We start from the raw sequence: 17,287 nt of genomic DNA, 5'->3' as shown, positions 1-17,287 counted from the left end.
CATCCAGTTATTGGATGGTCTTTCCTTTTTCATCGTTATCTTCACTGGCTTTTTCCTCTCTATTTTCATCTGTTTTTTCACTTCCTTTTTCTGATTTACTTTCACTCTGTGCTTGAGGATTGTCATTATTTTCAGATTCTTTTACAACAGGTATTATTATTCTCTGTCCCGGGTAAATAAGTGAAGGATTTTGGATATCAGGATTAGCCCTCAGGATAGCATCTACAGTTGTATTGAATCTCATAGCGATTGTATAAAGAGTATCACCGGGTTTTACTACGTATACCATTCTGCCTTCCTTTGGATGTTCATATACAGGTGGTGAAGGTGGCATAGGTACAGCCTTTGATGGACATGGGATGATGATAGTTTGACCCGGGTAGATCATATTAGGATCTGCAAAATAATTTGTCCTTAATATCTCATCTAATGAAATGCCGAATCTATTTGATATACTCCATAAAGTATCTCCTGGCTGTACAACATAATAGGTTGGACAAGGCATATGTTGCGTTGTAGGTATTGATGGCGGCATGTTGTACTCTCCTATTGGAGTCATCGGTGGGGTAGAGTACATTTGATTTGTTTCTGGCTCAGTTTGCATAAGTTTATTAGCACCAGGTATGAATAGCATTTGTCCGGGATATATTGTATAGGGATATAGTATGTTATTTACATAAATTATAGATTCATATGGAACGTCAAACTTTTGTCCTATCATATAAACTGTATCACCTGGCATTACTGTATAGTATACTCCGGTAACAGGTATTATGAGAGTTTGACCGGGGTATATAAGGGATGGATTTACAATATTGTTTCTCGATATTATCGATTCGACAGAAGTATTAAATTTCTTAGCAATTGAAAATAGAGTATCACCTGACTTTACAATATACGTAAACTCTAAAGTAATCATATTGATTCCTCCTTTCCCTATTCATAATATGTAATTTAAATCTTATGGTGACATAGTTATATTGAAATCTGAATATTTTATAATGTGATTAATCATATCCAGTAAAAACATGAAGGAGTAATGTGGATGAAACCTAATACATACTTGCTACTTTCCGGCTTGATACTTCTACTTGTCTTCGTTATCAGTTTTTTGAATAAGTCAATTGAAATTATAAATTATATTCCTGTAATGAATAGAATAGTGATAATCGATGCTGGGCACGGAGGAAATGACCCTGGTAAGCCTGGAAAATATGGAAAAGATGAAGATGAGCTTAACCTGGAAATAGCTTCAAAACTTAAGAATCTAATAGAAGAAAGCGGTGGTATAGCACTTATGACGAGGGAAGACGATACATTAACTGATAGCGATATAATTAAAGATTTAAAAAACAGGGTGTATGCTGGCAATGACGTAAAAGGAGATATTTTGTTAAGCATTCATCTTAATAGTTTTCCCGATCCTAAATATAAAGGTGCACAGGTTTTTTATCAAAAAAATTCAAAAGAAGGTAAGCTGCTGGCAGAGATAATACAAGACGAATTGAAAAAAACTTTAGATCCTAATAACGACAGGATGGCAAAAGAAACAAGCACTTTTTATATATTGAGACATGCAAAGATGCCTGCTGTCATTATCGAGTGCGGTTTTATGTCCAATCCGGAAGAAGAGAAACTTTTAAATGACGAAAAATACCAGTATAAAATTGCATGGGCTATATTTAAAGGCGTTCTTAGATATTTTAAAGAAAAATCATGATTGAATTTCTACATCCTTGTTTAAGGAAAATTTTTTTTGTATACTTATAGTAAAGAAACTATATAATTTGGATAAAATATTTGTGTATTACAGATATTAAAAACTATGGAGGAATTATGGAAACGATAATTAAAATTATTGACAATATAAACAAAGTGATAATAGGCAAAACAGAAGAAGTGAAATTGGTGTTGGTGGCACTCTTATCTGGTGGACATGTTCTCATAGAAGATGTTCCAGGAGTCGGGAAGACATCGTTAGTTAAAGCATTGGCGAAGTCAATTAATGCTGATTTTAAGAGAATCCAATTTACGCCGGATCTATTGCCATCTGATGTTATTGGTGTTTCTATATACAATCCGGAAAAAGGAGTATTTGAGTTTAAACAAGGACCCATAATGAGTCAAATATTGCTGGCTGATGAGATAAACAGAACATCACCTAAGACACAATCAAGCCTTTTGGAGGCAATGGAGGAAAGGCAGGTTACAGTAGATGGAAAGACTTACATGTTGCCTCGTCCTTTTATGGTAATCGCCACACAAAACCCTATTGAATACGATGGTACATTTAGGCTTCCCGAAGCACAGCTAGATAGATTCATGATTAAAGTCAATTTAGGATATCCAGATATTAAACATGAGATTGAGATGCTTAAAAGGTTTGAGGCGTTAGATCCTCTTGAAAATTTAAAGCCTGTTGTGTCGATAATGGAAATATTAAAAATGCAAGATGAAGTAAAGTCTGTCTATGTTGATGACAGCATTCTTGATTATATTATTACGATAGTCAACAATACTAGAAATTTATCAACTGTGCTTCTGGGAGCAAGTCCGAGGGCGGCAATTAGTTTGATGAAGGCGTCGCAAGCAAAGGCTTTTATAGAAGGACGCAATTATGTTCTGCCTGATGATGTGAAATATTTAAGCGTGCCAGTTTTGTCACACAGAATAATATTAAAAAATGAAGCTAGATTTAATAACCTTGATGAGAGAAGTGTGATAAAAGATATCTTGAATGGGACAAAAGTTCCGGTGGTAAAGAAATATGCGTAGTTTTTTTCTTTTATTGTCATTTACAACAGTATCTTTTCTGTTTGCATTATTTACTGGGGGAGAAATACTTTATTACATCTTCTTTGCTCTTTCATCGATATTATTATTAAGCATTTTATATTCCATGATAGGCAGAGCATCAATCAAGCTAAAAGTGGATATAAAAGAGGCTGAAATCCATGTTGGAGAGAAAATTAGATATAAGATAAAAATTAAAAATGAAGGATTTTTACCTTTGATATTTATAGCTATTGATGAAAAAAATGAAAGCTTTTTTCCCATAACGACGAATTTAAGTCCGTTTCAAAAGAAAGCAATAAAAAGAAGCATCGAGTGTAAAAGAAGGGGAATATATAAGATAGGTCCTGTTAAAATAAAATTAAGGGACCCTTTTGGCATATTTGAGGTTAAAAAGACGTTTAATAAAAAGCATAAGATAATTGTATATCCCAACGTATACGACATTTCGATTGAGCTGCCTGCAATTGCGGAAATAGGTAGAGCTGAAGGTAAAAATAAGCAGTACGAAGATTATACGAACTTATCAAATTTAAGAGAATACATTGACGGTGATAGCCTCAAAAGGGTTCATTGGCGAATATCTGCAAAACTACAGAAATTGTATGTAAAAGAATATGAATATACAGCATCAAATGAAGTTTTTATAATATGGGATTTGTATAGACAGCATTACAGAGAAGACTATAATGGAATGATAGACGAAAAAACTGCAGAGTGTGTACTTTCCATTGCAAAATATTGCCTTTCCAATAGTGTACCTGTAAGCCTTATCGATTATGAATCAAACAAGCTTTTGGCAAGATGTAAAAGCATAAAAGATTTTAGTATTTTTAAATTATTGACTCTTAAATTGTTTCCGACTTATGATAGTGATTTCAATGAAAAACTATTGAATAATATAAGACGTGTTTCTAGAGAGTCTACATTGGCGATAATTACACCATATGTTGATGAAAAAACTGTATTTACACTGTCAAATATTAATTTGCATCAAAATGTAATTATATTTTATACAAATAAAGAGCCATTGGAAGAAGAGACAAAAAGAAAATTAGATGATTTGGGAATAAAAATTATTTCTTGGGGAGATAAATATGAAGATATACGCAAAAAAGTTCAATATATTTGAATATATTATAACTGTTATCTTATCAGTAATACTGTCATTGTCGGTATTTGTGGGCTTGAACTTTAATGTAAGTATATTTGATATCATATTTTTATCTTCCGTATTCGTTGTTTTACTGACATTTCTTTTTAAGCGGCCGCAACTTATTATAGCATTTCTTTCATTGTTCATTTTAGTAGATTTATACTATTTTTACATGAAGAAGGATGTGCTTACAAAAGTCGTTGTAGATATTGATAGATATATAAATTGGCTTTACATATATATGGGAGAAACAAATTGGCCTGACGGATTTAGCCAATTGACAAGCAGGTATTTTTTGACGACTGCTATATTAGGTATTTTTGTCGTTGCACTGATTATTACTTTTTTAAACAGCATCTTAAAGAGTTATTTTTTAACGATGCTTTTCGGTGTATTAGTATGTGTTTTCCAGTGGTATAATTATGTCGATAAAGCGTATATTTATTTAATATTTTATGTTGCTGTAAGTTTTATAAATATGTCAATAAATTATTATCAAAAGGCTGGAAATGGCAAAGCGTCAATTGTAAGCCTGCTTATAATATCGATGGTGTTTTCTTCTATAAGCACTGCAATTGCATATGCACTGCCAAAAAGTTTTCAACCTGTTGTGTGGAAATCAATGAATGATAAATTCTATGCTACATTTCCATTTACAAAAACATGGAGAAACGGTGTAGGAAATGAAGGCACTACAACGACTTTCAGCACTGACTTTAGTTCATTTTCTCAGGATCTGGGTGGGCCGAATAGTGTAAGTGATCAAATTGTTATGAGGGTAAAAGCTGATGAAAGCACATACTTAAGAGGTGAAGTTTTTGATACTTATGAGAACAACAGATGGACAAATTCTGAGATTCAGCACAATTTTGGAAATGACAATTATTTTCCGCCTGCCTTTTCAAAAGGTATAAAATACACCATAAAAAAGTTAGAAATTTATCCGGTAGCGATGAATACAAATATTATATTTTCGCCTTGGCAGCCGTATCATGTAAGTATTAACAATATATACGACAAAAGCTCTTTAGCATTGACATCTGTGGGAAGAAGGATAAAAAGTCCTTATGTTGTTGAATATTACAAATCTGACATAAGTGTCAAAGATTTAGAGAATGATAAAGCTGTTGCCAGCGATGATATGAAAACATATCTTCAATATCCTGATAATTTGCCTGAAAGGGTAAGAGAATTGGCTTTAAGCATAACTAAAGATAAGAAGACTGATTATGACAAAGTAAAAGCCATTGAGCAGTATCTTAGAAATACGTATAAATACAATCTGGATGTTCCTGAAACACCACCTGGAAGAGACTTTGTCGATTATTTTCTTTTCGATTTGAAACAAGGCTATTGTACGTATTTTGCAACTTCAATGGTTATTATGTTAAGGACTATAGGGATACCTGCCAGATATGTTGTGGGCTTTAAAATGCCTACCCCACCTATTTTTGGGGATAATTATGACATTGAAGCATCATATGCCCATGCGTGGGTTGAAGTACACTTTCAAAACAGTGGCTGGGTTACATTTGAGCCAACGGCTATTTATTCTGAGACATTTTCTCCAGCAGCAGGTACTAATATCGGGACACCATCTTCCACTCAGACAAATACTAATACCGGTAATGTAGCCATACCGAAAACAAGTGCAAACCAAAATAAGACGCAAGATAATATCGTCAAAAATCAATCAGGAAACAATACAATTCCTCGCAGAAATATTTATGCAATCATAGTAGTATTGATTGCAGTATTAATATTAGCCATCGTGGCTGCTATTAAATATGTTTTGCTAAAGAAATATCTTAGCTCCAATAGAAATGCATATGTATATTATTACAATAAAATACTTAAAAGCCTCAGGAAAAGAGCTCTTAGAAAAGACGACTGTGAAACAACTTTAGAATATCAAGAGAAAGTTATGAATGCTGGATTTAAAGATTTTGACAGAGTAACAAAAGTATACAATGATTTGGTGTATGGAAATTTGGATCCATCTAAAGAAGATGTTGCATATATAAAAGAGTACTTAAAAAGGAATATCAGGAATAGAAAAAGTTTAGCATAAGTAACTCTGATGATTTGTTCGATTGACACAAATGTTATTTTAAATATATAATATATTTAGTATGGTTATTATTTCTCCTGATAGGAGGCTTGCTGATGGTTTTAAGTTACGAGCCTGGGGTAAAAAGCAGGATCATGGTTTGCGTGACGCCTCAAAAAAGTTGCCGAAGGCTTGTTGAAAGAGGAGCAGAGAGGGCGAGAGAGACAAATGGGGAATTTTGTGTTGTGTATGTAAATAAAAACAATAATATATATAAAGATTTGAAAGAACACAAGATTTTAATTGAACTCTTTGAGATGGCTCAGAAGTTGGGTGGCAGAGTATCTATATTAGTGGGCAGAAAGATATCTGATACATTAGCTGAATTTGCAAATAAAAACGATATTACAGAGATAATAGTTGGCAAATCATTAAGGTCTGCTTTCGAAGTACTGCTTCATGGGGATGTAATAAATCCTCTTATAAAACGAGTTGAAGAAAAAAATATCATAGTGGAAGTCATAGAATGACAATCATTCTATGACTTTTTCTATATTTAAATATTAAAGTTTATAGGATTTTGCGGATTATTATTGTATAATTATTATGAGCAAGTACTAAAATTATATTAGTTTACAATTTTGCCTCGAGAGGTGAGCTTTTTGTTCAATGGCCTTATAGAAATAATAAAGACAATGAAAATAAATGATATTGTCGACATAGCAATAATAGCATACGTAATGTATCGACTTATCTTAGTCATAAGAAAAACGAGAGCAGAACAGTTATTTAAGGGAATTGTAATACTTTTAATATTGACGAAGTTAAGTGAATGGCTGCAGCTTAGGACAGTCAATTATATTTTAAGCAATGCGATGACTGTAGGCGTAATAGCACTTTTAATAGTATTTCAGCCGGAACTGCGAAGAGCTTTGGAATCACTTGGCAGAAGCGAGTTCATAAAAAGAAACTTCTTCATCATAAACGATGATATTCAGGATATAGAGGATGTCATAAGTGAGATATGCGATGCTGTTCAGTTTTTGTCTAGATCAAAAATAGGAGCACTTATAGTTTTAGAAAGAAATACAGGTTTAAATGAATTGATAGAAACAGGCATATCCCTTGACTCTAAGATATCTAGTGAGCTTCTAATAAATACATTTATACCAAATACTCCACTTCATGATGGTGCAGTTATAATAAGAGGCGACAGAATAATGGCTGCAGGATGTTTTTTGCCGCTTACTGATAATCAGAATTTAAGCACAGAGCTTGGTACAAGACATAGGGCCGCAATAGGAGTGACAGAGATATCAGATGCTGTATCAGTCATAGTTTCTGAGGAGACAGGTACCATCTCATTGGCTCAAAATGGGAGAATCTCTAGACATTTGGATATAAAGACATTGAAGGAAGTTCTCCTAAGTATGTTTAAAGTAAAAGAGAGCAAAGGACCCAATTGGTTTAAATGGGGGAATAAACATGCTGAGTAAAAATATCACAATAAAGATACTTTCAGTTGTTTTAGCCTTTATATTATGGCTTTATGTTATGGGAGAGAAAAATCCTGAAATATCATACGATATAGGCAATATTCCTGTAAATATTGTTAATGTGAATACCCTTGATAAAAAAGGATTGACATTAGTTGGTGATAAGAACTTCACAGTGACAGTTAGAATAAAAGGAAGAAGAAGCGACGTTATGAGTGTAAGGCCTTCTGATATACAGGTGGAAGCAGATGTAAGCAGGATAATAACTAAGGGGATAAATGTGGTACCAGTACAGGTTAGTTCACTGCCTAAAAATGTGACATTTGTCTCTGCAAATCCATCTGAGATAAAGTTAGATGTAGATAAAGTAGCTAGAGTGCAAATGCCTGTTCACGTCAAGGTAAATGGCACTGTTATGGATGGATATGCAATGAAGCCGGCTATATTAACCCCTGGAGAAGTTATAGTTAGTGGACCGGAAAGTAAAGTTAACTTAGTAAAAAGTGTAATTGCTCAAGTAGATATGTCTAATAAGTCAAAGGATGTAAATATATCTGTTCCAGTGGAGGCTGTAGACAGCGATAACAATGAAGTCAAAGGAGTAGATTTAAATCCCAAATATATCAAAGTTGAGATAGATGTAAATAGAGCAATAAGAGTGCTTGTAAATGCTAAAATATTTGGCAAGCCAATGGACGGCTATGATGTAGCGGAAGTCAACGTCCTACCTGAGTATGTATACATTACAGGAGAAGATTCTGTCTTGAATTCTATAAAAAGTATTGATACAAAGCAGATAGATATATCAGGGAAAAATGCATCGTTCACTGAAAATGTACCTTTTGACCTTCCAAATGGTATTAGCCTTGTCAAAAGCGACAGTACGGCAAAGGTGTATATCGATATTGAAAAAATAGTTACAAGCGATATTACACTCAGCAATATCGATGTGAAGGGTGCAGACAATAAAAACGTGACTGTTTCAAATTCCAATGTTGTAATAACAGTGACAGGTCCTGAAAATGTAGTAAATTCGGCGACTCCAAGTGAATTTAGTGCGTATATAGATGTAACAAATGCTTCACCAGGTACCCAGACATTGCCAATAAATGTTACAACAGATTTAAATCTGAAAATAGTTAAAGTAAAACCAGAGACTGTAGATGTGAATATTCAATAAAATGAATTTATTGCTTATTTCTTTTTGTGAGTAGAGGGACGAGAGTATGCTAAATAAAGGATGATGATAATGGATTACAAGAGACTTACAATTGTTCTTGGGCATTATGGTACAGGTAAGACTGAAATAGCTATAAATTATGCAAGGTATATTAAAGAAACTGGACACGATGTAGATATTGTAGATCTCGATATAGTAAACCCTTATTTTCGCCCCAGGGAGGTGAGAAGAGAGCTTTTTGATAAATGGGGTATTAAAGTAATCGGTGTTGATGAAAAATACATGAATGCTGATATGCCAGCATTGTCTAGAGATATATACAGTGTTATTCAAGATAAAGAAAAGCATGCTGTGTTTGACGTAGGTGGAGATGATGCGGGGGCAATTGCATTTGGACAGTATCACAACATCATATTCAATAAAGATGTCGATGTCCTATTTATCGTAAATGTCAATAGGCCTTTTACGAAAGACACAGATTCCGTGCTAAAATATATAAAACTTGTTGAATATGCGGCAAGAATTAGAGTGACTCATCTCGTCAATAACACACATCTATCATATGATACATCTGTAGAAGATGTCATAAAAGGTCAAAAAATAGTAGAAGATGTGTCTAGGATAACAGGAATACCCGTTAAAATGACTACTGCAAAAAGAGATATTGCCGAAAAACTTAATAAGATGGGTTACAACGTATTTCCTATAGACCTATATATGAAAGCACCATGGAATAAAATTTGATGGAGAGGATAGAAAATGAAGCAAGTCATTTTTAATGAAAATTTATGTAAAAGCTGCGAACTATGCGTAGAAGCATGTCCAAAACACATAATTGAGATGAATCTAGACAGGCTGAATGCCAAAGGATATCATCCAGCAATAATAAAACCTGAAAACATAGAAAAATGTATAAGCTGTGGGTTCTGTGCAATCATGTGCCCTGATACAGTCATAACTGTTATAAAGTGACAAAGGGGGAAAATAAAAATGGCTAAAGTATTGATGAAAGGAAATGAAGCATTGGCAGAAGCTGCTATACAGGCCGGATGCAGGCATTATTTTGGTTATCCTATAACACCTCAAAACGAAGTCACAGCATACATGGCAAAAAGAATGCCAGAAGTAGGAGGAGTATTTCTGCAGGCAGAAAGTGAAGTATCTGCCATAAACATGGTATATGGTGCCGGTGGAGCCGGCGCAAGAGTCTTAATCACATCGTCAAGTCCCGGAATAAGTCTTATGCAGGAAGGAATTTCATATATAGCTGGTGCGGAAGTACCATGTGTCATAGCAAACATAATGAGGAGTGGTCCAGGTCTTGGTGGAATACAACCTTCACAATCAGACTACTTTCAAGCAACAAAAGGCGGAGGACACGGAGACTACAAATTAATTGTTTTAGCACCATCAACAATACAAGAAATGGCGGACCTTGTACAACAAGCCTTCGACATAGCTGACAAATACAGAAATCCTGTCATGATACTTGGAGACGGTATGTTAGGCCAGATGATGGAACCTGTCGACTTTGGCAGCATAAAAAAAGGAGAAAACCACATAGAAGAAAAAACATGGGCAACAACAGGCATGGGGACAAGAAAGAAAAAAAACATCATAAACTCCCTTGAACTAGATCCACAAATGTTAGAAAAACACAATATAGAACTATTTAAAAAATACGAAAAAGCATCAAAAGAAGAAGTACGCTATGAAATGACCAATTGCGAAGATGCAGAAATTATACTGGTAGCATACGGTACAATTGCTCGCGTAGCAAAAAATGTAATCGAGTTAGCAAAGCGAGAAAACATAAAAGTAGGACTAATAAGGCCCATATCACTGTGGCCATTCCCAGTAGAACCATTCGAAAAAACTGTAGACCATGTCAAAGGATATTTATCTATAGAAATGAGCATGGGACAGATGGTAGAAGACGTAAAGCTGGCAGTCAATGGACGAAAACCAGTGTACTTTTACGGGAGAGCGGGAGGAATGGTACCAGAATCTTACGCAATACTAGAAGAGATTAGAAAATTATCAGGGGGTGCAATTTAATGGCTGTCGTATTTGAAAAAACCAAAGGCCTTACAGATATCCCATTTCACTACTGTCCAGGCTGTACACATGGGATAGTCCACAGGCTGGTAGCAGAAGTGATGGAAGAGCTTGGAGTTTTAAACAAAGCAATAGGCGTGGCACCTGTAGGATGTGCAGTATTTGCCTATGAATATTTCAACTGTGACATGCAAGAAGCAGCACACGGAAGAGCACCAGCAGTAGCTACCGGTATAAAGAGAGTTCACCCAGACAGAGTTGTATTCACATATCAAGGTGATGGCGATCTTGCCGCAATCGGTACGGCAGAAACAGTGCATGCCGCAGCAAGAGGCGAAAACATAACAGTAATATTCATAAACAATGCCATATACGGAATGACAGGAGGACAAATGGCGCCTACATCTTTGATAGGGCAAGAAACGCTTACAACACCATATGGTAGAAAACCGGGGAACAACGGTTATCCGGTGAAGATGTGTGAAATGCTGTCGACACTTGATGGAGCATCCTACATCGAAAGAGTATCAGTATACGACGTAAAACACGTACTACAAGCAAAAAAAGCAATCAAAAACGCATTTACAGCACAAATAAACAAAAAAGGATTCTCCATGATAGAAGTGCTGTCAAGCTGTCCCACAAACTGGGGCTTATCACCAAACGAAGCATTAAAATGGATTAAAGACAAAATGGAGCCATACTATCCCTTAGGTGTATATAAAAACACCTTGGAGGAGGTCAAACAAAATGGATGAAAAAATAATATTTGCAGGATTTGGCGGACAAGGAATCATGTCAATGGGACTTATAATGTCATATGCAGGCATGATGGATGGAAAAAATGTATCATGGCTACCGTCATACGGTCCAGAGATGAGAGGTGGCACAGCCAACTGTCATGTTACAATATCTGATGAACCAGTAGGATCTCCAATAATAAATGAGGCAACGGTAGTTGTTGCAATGAATAGACCTTCTTTAGAAAGATTTGAAAAACATCTGGTGAAAGGTGGCATACTGCTTATAAATAGCTCATTAATAGACATAGATGCACGAAGGAGCGACATTGAATTATACAGGATTCCAGCAAACGATATTGCAAATCAGATGGGAAATCTCAAGATTGCCAATTCCATAATGATTGGAGCATTGATGAGTTTGAAAAACATAGTAAGCGAAGATGCTGTAATAAATGGCTTTAAAAAAGTCTTTGAAGGAAAAGAAAAACTGATACCAATAAATATACAAGCATATAATAGAGGTAAAGAGTCTATTGGCTCTCAATTTGCTGTAAAATAAAAATCTCCGAATCTGGAGGTTTTTTACTTTGCATAGAAAAGTATAAATTTCCCTTAATTTGTTACTTTCCGAAAATGCGAAACAAAGAAGTTACATATAATTATATTCCAAAGGGAATTTCGCTTTTATTGATTTTTTTATTTTAGATAGAGAACTTTTTTTGCTAAGTCATCTATTATAATTATGGGTGATATTAATGATATTGTACAATTTGATAAAGATGATTACAACTGGGCTGCTTGCTTCATTTTGTAGTTTTAGCGTAAAATTCATAGATGATATACCGAAAGAACCGTGCATTTTTGTAGCCAATCATAAGAGCATTTTAGATCCTATCGCATTGATAGATGCGCTTGATAGGAGAGTTTTTTTTCTTGCCAGCAAGGATTTATACAAAATCCCAATTTTAAATTTGATTTTAAATACTTTAGAAACAATACCTATCAAAAAAAATTCTGCAGATGTAAGTGCTTTAAAAAAAGCCATCAAGATGCTTGATGATGGACGATCAATTGCTTTGTTTCCTGAAGGTGGAATATCATTGAGTAAAGGTGTAAAAAAGATTTACAAAGGTGCAATGTATCTTTCGTATAAATCTGGGTTTCCTATAGTGCCTGTAGGAATAAGTGGAACTGATGTAGTGCTACCTATGGGAGAGTATTTGCCTCATAGTGGAAAAATTTCTGTAACAGTTGGTAAAAGTATATATCCAGATTTATCGCTTAAAAAAGCTGAATTGCTAGAAAATATGAAAAATGCGGTAGTAAATGCTCTAAACGAGCTTACAAATTTTCATTCAAAATAGGATTTTAGGTGGATTCAAGACTATAATTTGAACTTTTATGAAATTAGAGTGAATATATAGTAAATTGCATTGACTTAATCGGTGTGATAAAATATTATCGTATGATTTTTGATTACTGAAAGGAATGGATTATATGGCTAGATTATTTGGAACGGATGGTGTGAGGGGTGTTGCAAACAAGGATCTTACACCACAGCTTGCATTTGAGCTGGGAAGAGCCGGCGCATATGTTTTGACAGAATGCTCCAGAAGGCCAAAGATTTTGATAGGACGTGACAGCCGCGTATCTGGTGATATGCTTCAGAGTGCGCTGACAGCAGGACTTACATCAGTTGGAGCTGAAGTCATGGATGCAGGCATTATACCGACACCCGCTGTTGCATATTTAACAAGGTTTTATAATTTAGATGCAGGGGTAGTCATTTCCGCATCACATAATCCTGTAGAGTACAATGGAATAAAATTTTTTAATAAAGATGGATATAAACTTCCGGATGAAGTAGAAGACAAGATAGAAAAGATTATAAATGAAAATAGCGATTTACCAACTCCGACAGGATTGGATGTTGGAAATGTGGTAGAAAGTAAAAGTGCTCAGAGGGATTACATCGAATTTTTGAAGTCCACCATAAACTGCGATTTAAAAGGCTTGAAAATAGTTTTAGATTGCGCATATGGTGCCAGCAGCACAGTCGCACCAATACTTTTTCATGAATTAGGTGCAGATGTAATACTTTATGGTTCGCATCCAAATGGAGAAAAAATAAATGTCAAGTGCGGATCTACAAATCCAAAAGTATTGCAGGAGATTGTAGCTGGAACCGGTGCCGATGTGGGATTTGCCTTTGATGGAGATGCAGATAGATTAATTGCAGTTGACGAAAAAGGTAACGTCGTTGATGGAGATCACATAATGGCTATGTGCGGCATACATCTTAAAAGTAGAGGCAAACTAAATAAGAATACAGTAGTTGTGACAGTGATGAGCAACATAGGTTTGGATATAGCGCTAAAGCAAAATGGCATAGATGTCGTTAAAACAAAAGTCGGCGACAGATATGTATTGGAGGAAATGGTTAGAAATGGTTACTCAATAGGTGGCGAGCAATCAGGTCATATAATATTTCTTGATCACAATACAACAGGAGATGGGGAGATTACTGCGCTTAAGGTTGCTGAACTTCTTGTCTCAAGCGGCAAAAGGCTGTCAGAATTATCAGGAGTAATGGTTTCATATCCTCAGGTTTTGATAAATGCCAAAGTTAAAAATGAATTAAAGCACAAATACATGGATGACGAAGACATAGCTAGAGAAATAAATAAATTAGAAAAGGAGATGCAAGGCGAGGGACGTGTGCTAATAAGACCGTCAGGTACAGAGCCATTAGTTAGGGTAATGGTAGAAGGGAAAGATCAAGAAAAGATTGAATCGATGGCAAAAGAATTGGCTAGCTTGATTGAAAGAAAGCTTAATTAATGGTGCTTATTAATACAGGAGGTATAATTACTTCCTGATTAATATAAAATTTAAATAAGCTTTTAAGTATTGACACAAATTATAAGACTTTAAATGTTGAAAGGGGGAATGCCCATGACATTTACAACTGAATAAAAGCGCCTGGGCTTAGAGGAAACTCTAAGTTGACGAGGACAGGGTTTATCGAGTTATCGGCGGATGCCCTGCGGTCTCCTGCGATCGATAAAAAACCGGGAAAACCATGGGTGACCATTGGCATAGAGCGGTTTGAGCAGGGAAAACTAAATATAAAAAATATTGAGAGGAGATTTTTATTATGTGTGGAATTGTTGGATATATTGGTGATGAACAGGCGACACCAATATTGATTGAAGGACTTAAAAAGCTTGAGTACAGGGGGTACGATTCTGCCGGTATAGCTGTCATAAACGACGGCAATATAAATATAAAAAAGGCAAAAGGCAGAATAAGTGAACTGGAAGAAGCACTTAAAAAAGACAATCTTTATGGTTCCATAGGAATAGGTCATACTAGATGGGCAACACATGGGGAACCATCTGATATAAATTCGCATCCACATTTGTCACAGTCCGGGATAATTGCCGTTGTTCATAACGGTATAATAGAAAATTATCTGCCATTAAAGAAAAGGCTGATAGAAGAAGGCTACACATTTAAATCAGAGACGGATACAGAAGTTGTTGCAAATCTTCTTGAGTACTATTACAAGGGAGATATAGTAGAGGCCGTTATGAAAGTCCTCGATAGAATAGAAGGATCTTATGCGCTTGGTGTACTTTCAAAAGACCATCCAGATATGATAGTTGCTGCAAGAAAAGATGCTCCACTTATAGTTGGCCTTGGAGATGGTGAAAACTTTATTGCATCAGACGTACCAGCCATATTGAGACACACGAGAAAAGTGTACTTCCTTGATGATAAAGAAATTGCGATAATTAAGAAAGACAGTGTCAAGATAATAGATGCATTTGGCAAAGATGTGCAGAAATCTGTATTTGAGGTAAAATGGGACGTTGAGTCGGCAGAAAAGGGCGGATATGAGCATTTCATGCTGAAAGAAATTCACGAACAGCCTAATGCTATAAAAGACACATTAAGAGGTAGGATAGTAAATGATGGCGAAATTGTATTAGACAAGGTGAAAATAACAAAGGATGAGATTGACAAGATAGAGAAAATATTTATTGTTGCGTGTGGAACTGCATATCATGCAGGTGTTGTTGGGAAATATGCTATAGAGAAATTTGCAAGAATACCTGTTGAAGTAGATATAGCTTCAGAATTTAGATATAGAGAACCAATAATAAACGAAAGAACATTGACAATAGTAGTAAGTCAGTCAGGTGAAACAGCAGATACGATTGCGGCACTTAAAGAGGCTAAAAAACATAATTCCCGAGTAATAGCAATCACAAACGTTGTGGGAAGCTCTATATCGAGAGAAGCAGACGATGTAATTTATACTTGGGCAGGACCTGAAATTGCCGTTGCATCTACAAAGGCGTACACTACACAGTTAGTAGCCTTATACCTCATTGCATTAGATTTGGCATTGAAGAAGGGAACAATTGAAAAAGAATATGCAAAACAAATCTGCGATGAATTAAAGAAACTTCCTGAGAAGGCAGAACGCATATTAAATTACAAAGACGAGCTTCAAGAATTTGCATCAAATCATTTTAATACGAAAGACGTATTCTATTTGGGAAGAGGTCTTGACTACGCTGTCGCTATGGAAGGATCTTTAAAGCTTAAAGAAATATCATATATACATTCAGAAGCATACGCAGCAGGTGAATTAAAACATGGAACATTAGCATTGATTGAAAATGGCACATTAGTCATTGCATTGGCAACACAGGAACACCTTTTTGAGAAGATGCTTAGCAATATAAGAGAAGTAACAACAAGAGGCGGCTACGTACTTGCATTTGCAATGGAAGGAAATAAACAGTTAGAGGGTGTTGTTGGCAAAGTTATATATCTTCCTAAGACCATGGAGGAAGTAGCTCCAATAATCACAGTAATACCGCTGCAGCTTTTAGCATACTACATGGCAGTTGAAAAAGGATGCGATGTTGATAAACCTCGTAACCTTGCAAAAAGCGTAACCGTAGAATGATACATGGGAAAGGTTCTGTTGTTGTATTTCTCATTTATTCCTCCCACCCATGCGAAAAAAGTGGTTCCGTTGAGGGGTAAAAAAGGCAAAGGGATTAAGGATTAAGTCTTTACAGAATAACAAAGGGATAAGTGGCTTAAATCTCGAATTTTTCGATGCTTTACCACTTATCCCTTTTTTCATTGAACCATGATTCTGCTCTTTTGAAAAAACTTTTTTTACACAAATTAGAGTAGTATTTGGGAAATTATAGGGAATTTAATACTGCATCACGGAAAAACTTTATTACCTCCTATAGAATCCCATGTAGATTTTATGCGGGGTGGAGAGCGTGGTAAGGGAAAGGTTTTTTTAAATTAATATTTGTCTGTAGTAGAATTCTTTTCCTCTGGAGTTAGATACAAATATAATTTTTCTTTATATTGTTCTCCCCATAAATACATTGAATCGAGTATAGGTTTTAAACTAATTCCTAATTCAGTTAGGGAATATTCTACCTTTGGTGGAACTTCAGCATATACCTTTCTTTCCACAAGGCCATCTTCTTCCATAGAACGAAGTTGTTGAGTAAGAACTTTTTGGCTTATGGAATCTATTGCTTTTTTTAATTCATTAAATCGTTTAGTTCCTTTCAATAGTTCTCTTAATATTAATATTTTCCATTTATTTCCTATAAGCGAAAGAGTTGTTTCAACGGGACAAGATGGCAATTCTTTTTTCATAAAATTTTCCCTCCTTATAGTAACTTAAAGGTAAGTATAGCACTTATAAGTGCCTACTTGCGAAAATATACTATATAAATTATTATATACACAGAAAACAACATA

The 17,287-nt window shown here is 35.2% G+C and carries 17 protein-coding genes; 15 read left to right on the top strand and 2 right to left on the bottom strand.

Going from position 1 to position 17,287, the window contains the following annotated elements; all coding sequences use genetic code 11:
* Nucleotides 1–7: 7 nt before the first annotated feature.
* Nucleotides 8–919, bottom strand: a complete 912-nt coding sequence (locus Q2T46_RS06100) for a LysM peptidoglycan-binding domain-containing protein (RefSeq protein ID WP_303263824.1) — start codon at nucleotides 917–919, stop codon at nucleotides 8–10.
* A 126-nt stretch (nucleotides 920–1,045) separates the two neighbouring features.
* Here Q2T46_RS06100 and cwlD point away from each other — a divergent pair, with 126 nt between their 5' ends.
* The 15 genes from cwlD to glmS all read left to right on the top strand — a co-directional run bounded on the left by cwlD (nucleotide 1,046) and on the right by glmS (nucleotide 16,460).
* Nucleotides 1,046–1,720: an N-acetylmuramoyl-L-alanine amidase CwlD gene (cwlD, locus tag Q2T46_RS06095; RefSeq protein ID WP_303263825.1), complete on the top strand. Its 675-nt coding sequence runs from the start codon at nucleotides 1,046–1,048 to the stop codon at nucleotides 1,718–1,720.
* A 116-nt stretch (nucleotides 1,721–1,836) separates the two neighbouring features.
* The gene (locus Q2T46_RS06090) at nucleotides 1,837–2,775 is read left to right on the top strand and encodes a MoxR family ATPase (protein ID WP_303263826.1); all 939 of its coding nucleotides are present in this window, start codon (nucleotides 1,837–1,839) and stop codon (nucleotides 2,773–2,775) included.
* Complete coding sequence (locus Q2T46_RS06085) at nucleotides 2,768–3,925, top strand: DUF58 domain-containing protein (RefSeq protein WP_303263827.1); 1,158 nt, start codon at nucleotides 2,768–2,770, stop codon at nucleotides 3,923–3,925. Before Q2T46_RS06090 ends, Q2T46_RS06085 begins: the two co-directional genes overlap by 8 nt.
* The gene (locus tag Q2T46_RS06080; protein WP_303263828.1) at nucleotides 3,891–6,020 is read left to right on the top strand and encodes a transglutaminase domain-containing protein; all 2,130 of its coding nucleotides are present in this window, start codon (nucleotides 3,891–3,893) and stop codon (nucleotides 6,018–6,020) included. Before Q2T46_RS06085 ends, Q2T46_RS06080 begins: the two co-directional genes overlap by 35 nt.
* 95 nt (nucleotides 6,021–6,115) lie before the next feature.
* Nucleotides 6,116–6,529, top strand: coding sequence for a universal stress protein (locus Q2T46_RS06075; protein ID WP_303263829.1), 414 nt, complete (start codon nucleotides 6,116–6,118; stop codon nucleotides 6,527–6,529).
* A 132-nt stretch (nucleotides 6,530–6,661) separates the two neighbouring features.
* Nucleotides 6,662–7,495 (top strand): diadenylate cyclase CdaA, encoded by an 834-nt coding sequence (gene cdaA, locus Q2T46_RS06070; protein ID WP_303263830.1) that lies wholly within the window; start codon nucleotides 6,662–6,664, stop codon nucleotides 7,493–7,495.
* Nucleotides 7,485–8,675 carry a YbbR-like domain-containing protein gene (locus tag Q2T46_RS06065; RefSeq protein WP_303263831.1) on the top strand — a complete coding sequence of 397 codons (1,191 nt, stop codon included), beginning with the start codon at nucleotides 7,485–7,487 and terminating at the stop codon, nucleotides 8,673–8,675. The genes cdaA and Q2T46_RS06065 overlap by 11 nt, the downstream gene beginning before the upstream one ends.
* 69 nt (nucleotides 8,676–8,744) lie before the next feature.
* The gene (locus Q2T46_RS06060) at nucleotides 8,745–9,419 is read left to right on the top strand and encodes a hypothetical protein (RefSeq protein WP_303263832.1); all 675 of its coding nucleotides are present in this window, start codon (nucleotides 8,745–8,747) and stop codon (nucleotides 9,417–9,419) included.
* 15 nt (nucleotides 9,420–9,434) lie between these two features.
* Complete coding sequence (locus Q2T46_RS06055; protein ID WP_303263833.1) at nucleotides 9,435–9,647, top strand: 4Fe-4S binding protein; 213 nt, start codon at nucleotides 9,435–9,437, stop codon at nucleotides 9,645–9,647.
* 18 nt (nucleotides 9,648–9,665) lie between these two features.
* The gene (locus Q2T46_RS06050; protein ID WP_303263834.1) at nucleotides 9,666–10,733 is read left to right on the top strand and encodes a 3-methyl-2-oxobutanoate dehydrogenase subunit VorB; all 1,068 of its coding nucleotides are present in this window, start codon (nucleotides 9,666–9,668) and stop codon (nucleotides 10,731–10,733) included.
* Nucleotides 10,733–11,491, top strand: a complete 759-nt coding sequence (locus Q2T46_RS06045) for a thiamine pyrophosphate-dependent enzyme (protein WP_303263835.1) — start codon at nucleotides 10,733–10,735, stop codon at nucleotides 11,489–11,491. Before Q2T46_RS06050 ends, Q2T46_RS06045 begins: the two co-directional genes overlap by 1 nt.
* Nucleotides 11,484–12,035, top strand: a complete 552-nt coding sequence (locus Q2T46_RS06040) for a 2-oxoacid:acceptor oxidoreductase family protein (protein WP_303263836.1) — start codon at nucleotides 11,484–11,486, stop codon at nucleotides 12,033–12,035. Before Q2T46_RS06045 ends, Q2T46_RS06040 begins: the two co-directional genes overlap by 8 nt.
* 220 nt (nucleotides 12,036–12,255) lie before the next feature.
* On the top strand, nucleotides 12,256–12,840 hold the full coding sequence (locus tag Q2T46_RS06035) for a lysophospholipid acyltransferase family protein (RefSeq protein ID WP_311062411.1): 585 nt from the start codon (nucleotides 12,256–12,258) through the stop codon (nucleotides 12,838–12,840).
* A 133-nt stretch (nucleotides 12,841–12,973) separates the two neighbouring features.
* Nucleotides 12,974–14,317 carry a phosphoglucosamine mutase gene (gene glmM / locus Q2T46_RS06030; protein ID WP_303263838.1) on the top strand — a complete coding sequence of 448 codons (1,344 nt, stop codon included), beginning with the start codon at nucleotides 12,974–12,976 and terminating at the stop codon, nucleotides 14,315–14,317.
* Nucleotides 14,318–14,633: 316 nt separating this feature from the next.
* Nucleotides 14,634–16,460, top strand: a complete 1,827-nt coding sequence (glmS, locus tag Q2T46_RS06025) for a glutamine--fructose-6-phosphate transaminase (isomerizing) (RefSeq protein WP_303263839.1) — start codon at nucleotides 14,634–14,636, stop codon at nucleotides 16,458–16,460.
* 356 nt (nucleotides 16,461–16,816) lie between these two features.
* Here glmS and Q2T46_RS06020 read toward each other — a convergent pair whose 3' ends face one another.
* Entirely contained in the window at nucleotides 16,817–17,182 is a 366-nt protein-coding gene (locus tag Q2T46_RS06020; RefSeq protein WP_303263840.1) for a helix-turn-helix domain-containing protein, read from the bottom strand.
* Between the last annotated feature and the right edge of the window lie 105 nt (nucleotides 17,183–17,287).

This window comes from Thermoanaerobacterium sp. CMT5567-10 (genome assembly GCF_030534315.2).
Lineage (GTDB): Bacteria > Bacillota > Thermoanaerobacteria > Thermoanaerobacterales > Thermoanaerobacteraceae > Thermoanaerobacterium.
This window is presented reverse-complemented; position numbering and strand designations above follow the sequence as displayed.

Bases quoted from the DNA above. Each gene is read 5' to 3' on its own strand.
- Q2T46_RS06050 (WP_303263834.1), top strand. From the start codon at position 9,666: ATGGCTAAAGTATTGATGAAAGGAAATGAAGCATTGGCAGAAGCTGCT.
- Q2T46_RS06065 (WP_303263831.1), top strand. From the start codon at position 7,485: ATGCTGAGTAAAAATATCACAATAAAGATACTTTCAGTTGTTTTAGCC.
- Q2T46_RS06075 (WP_303263829.1), top strand. From the start codon at position 6,116: ATGGTTTTAAGTTACGAGCCTGGGGTAAAAAGCAGGATCATGGTTTGC.
- Q2T46_RS06045 (WP_303263835.1), top strand. From the start codon at position 10,733: ATGGCTGTCGTATTTGAAAAAACCAAAGGCCTTACAGATATCCCATTT.
- Q2T46_RS06060 (WP_303263832.1), top strand. From the start codon at position 8,745: ATGGATTACAAGAGACTTACAATTGTTCTTGGGCATTATGGTACAGGT.
- Q2T46_RS06055 (WP_303263833.1), top strand. From the start codon at position 9,435: ATGAAGCAAGTCATTTTTAATGAAAATTTATGTAAAAGCTGCGAACTA.
- Q2T46_RS06040 (WP_303263836.1), top strand. From the start codon at position 11,484: ATGGATGAAAAAATAATATTTGCAGGATTTGGCGGACAAGGAATCATG.
- Q2T46_RS06100 (WP_303263824.1), bottom strand. From the start codon at position 919: ATGATTACTTTAGAGTTTACGTATATTGTAAAGTCAGGTGATACTCTA.
- cwlD (WP_303263825.1), top strand. From the start codon at position 1,046: ATGAAACCTAATACATACTTGCTACTTTCCGGCTTGATACTTCTACTT.
- Q2T46_RS06080 (WP_303263828.1), top strand. From the start codon at position 3,891: ATGAAGATATACGCAAAAAAGTTCAATATATTTGAATATATTATAACT.
- Q2T46_RS06020 (WP_303263840.1), bottom strand. From the start codon at position 17,182: ATGAAAAAAGAATTGCCATCTTGTCCCGTTGAAACAACTCTTTCGCTT.
- Q2T46_RS06090 (WP_303263826.1), top strand. From the start codon at position 1,837: ATGGAAACGATAATTAAAATTATTGACAATATAAACAAAGTGATAATA.
- glmM (WP_303263838.1), top strand. From the start codon at position 12,974: ATGGCTAGATTATTTGGAACGGATGGTGTGAGGGGTGTTGCAAACAAG.
- glmS (WP_303263839.1), top strand. From the start codon at position 14,634: ATGTGTGGAATTGTTGGATATATTGGTGATGAACAGGCGACACCAATA.
- Q2T46_RS06035 (WP_311062411.1), top strand. From the start codon at position 12,256: ATGATTACAACTGGGCTGCTTGCTTCATTTTGTAGTTTTAGCGTAAAA.
- Q2T46_RS06085 (WP_303263827.1), top strand. From the start codon at position 2,768: ATGCGTAGTTTTTTTCTTTTATTGTCATTTACAACAGTATCTTTTCTG.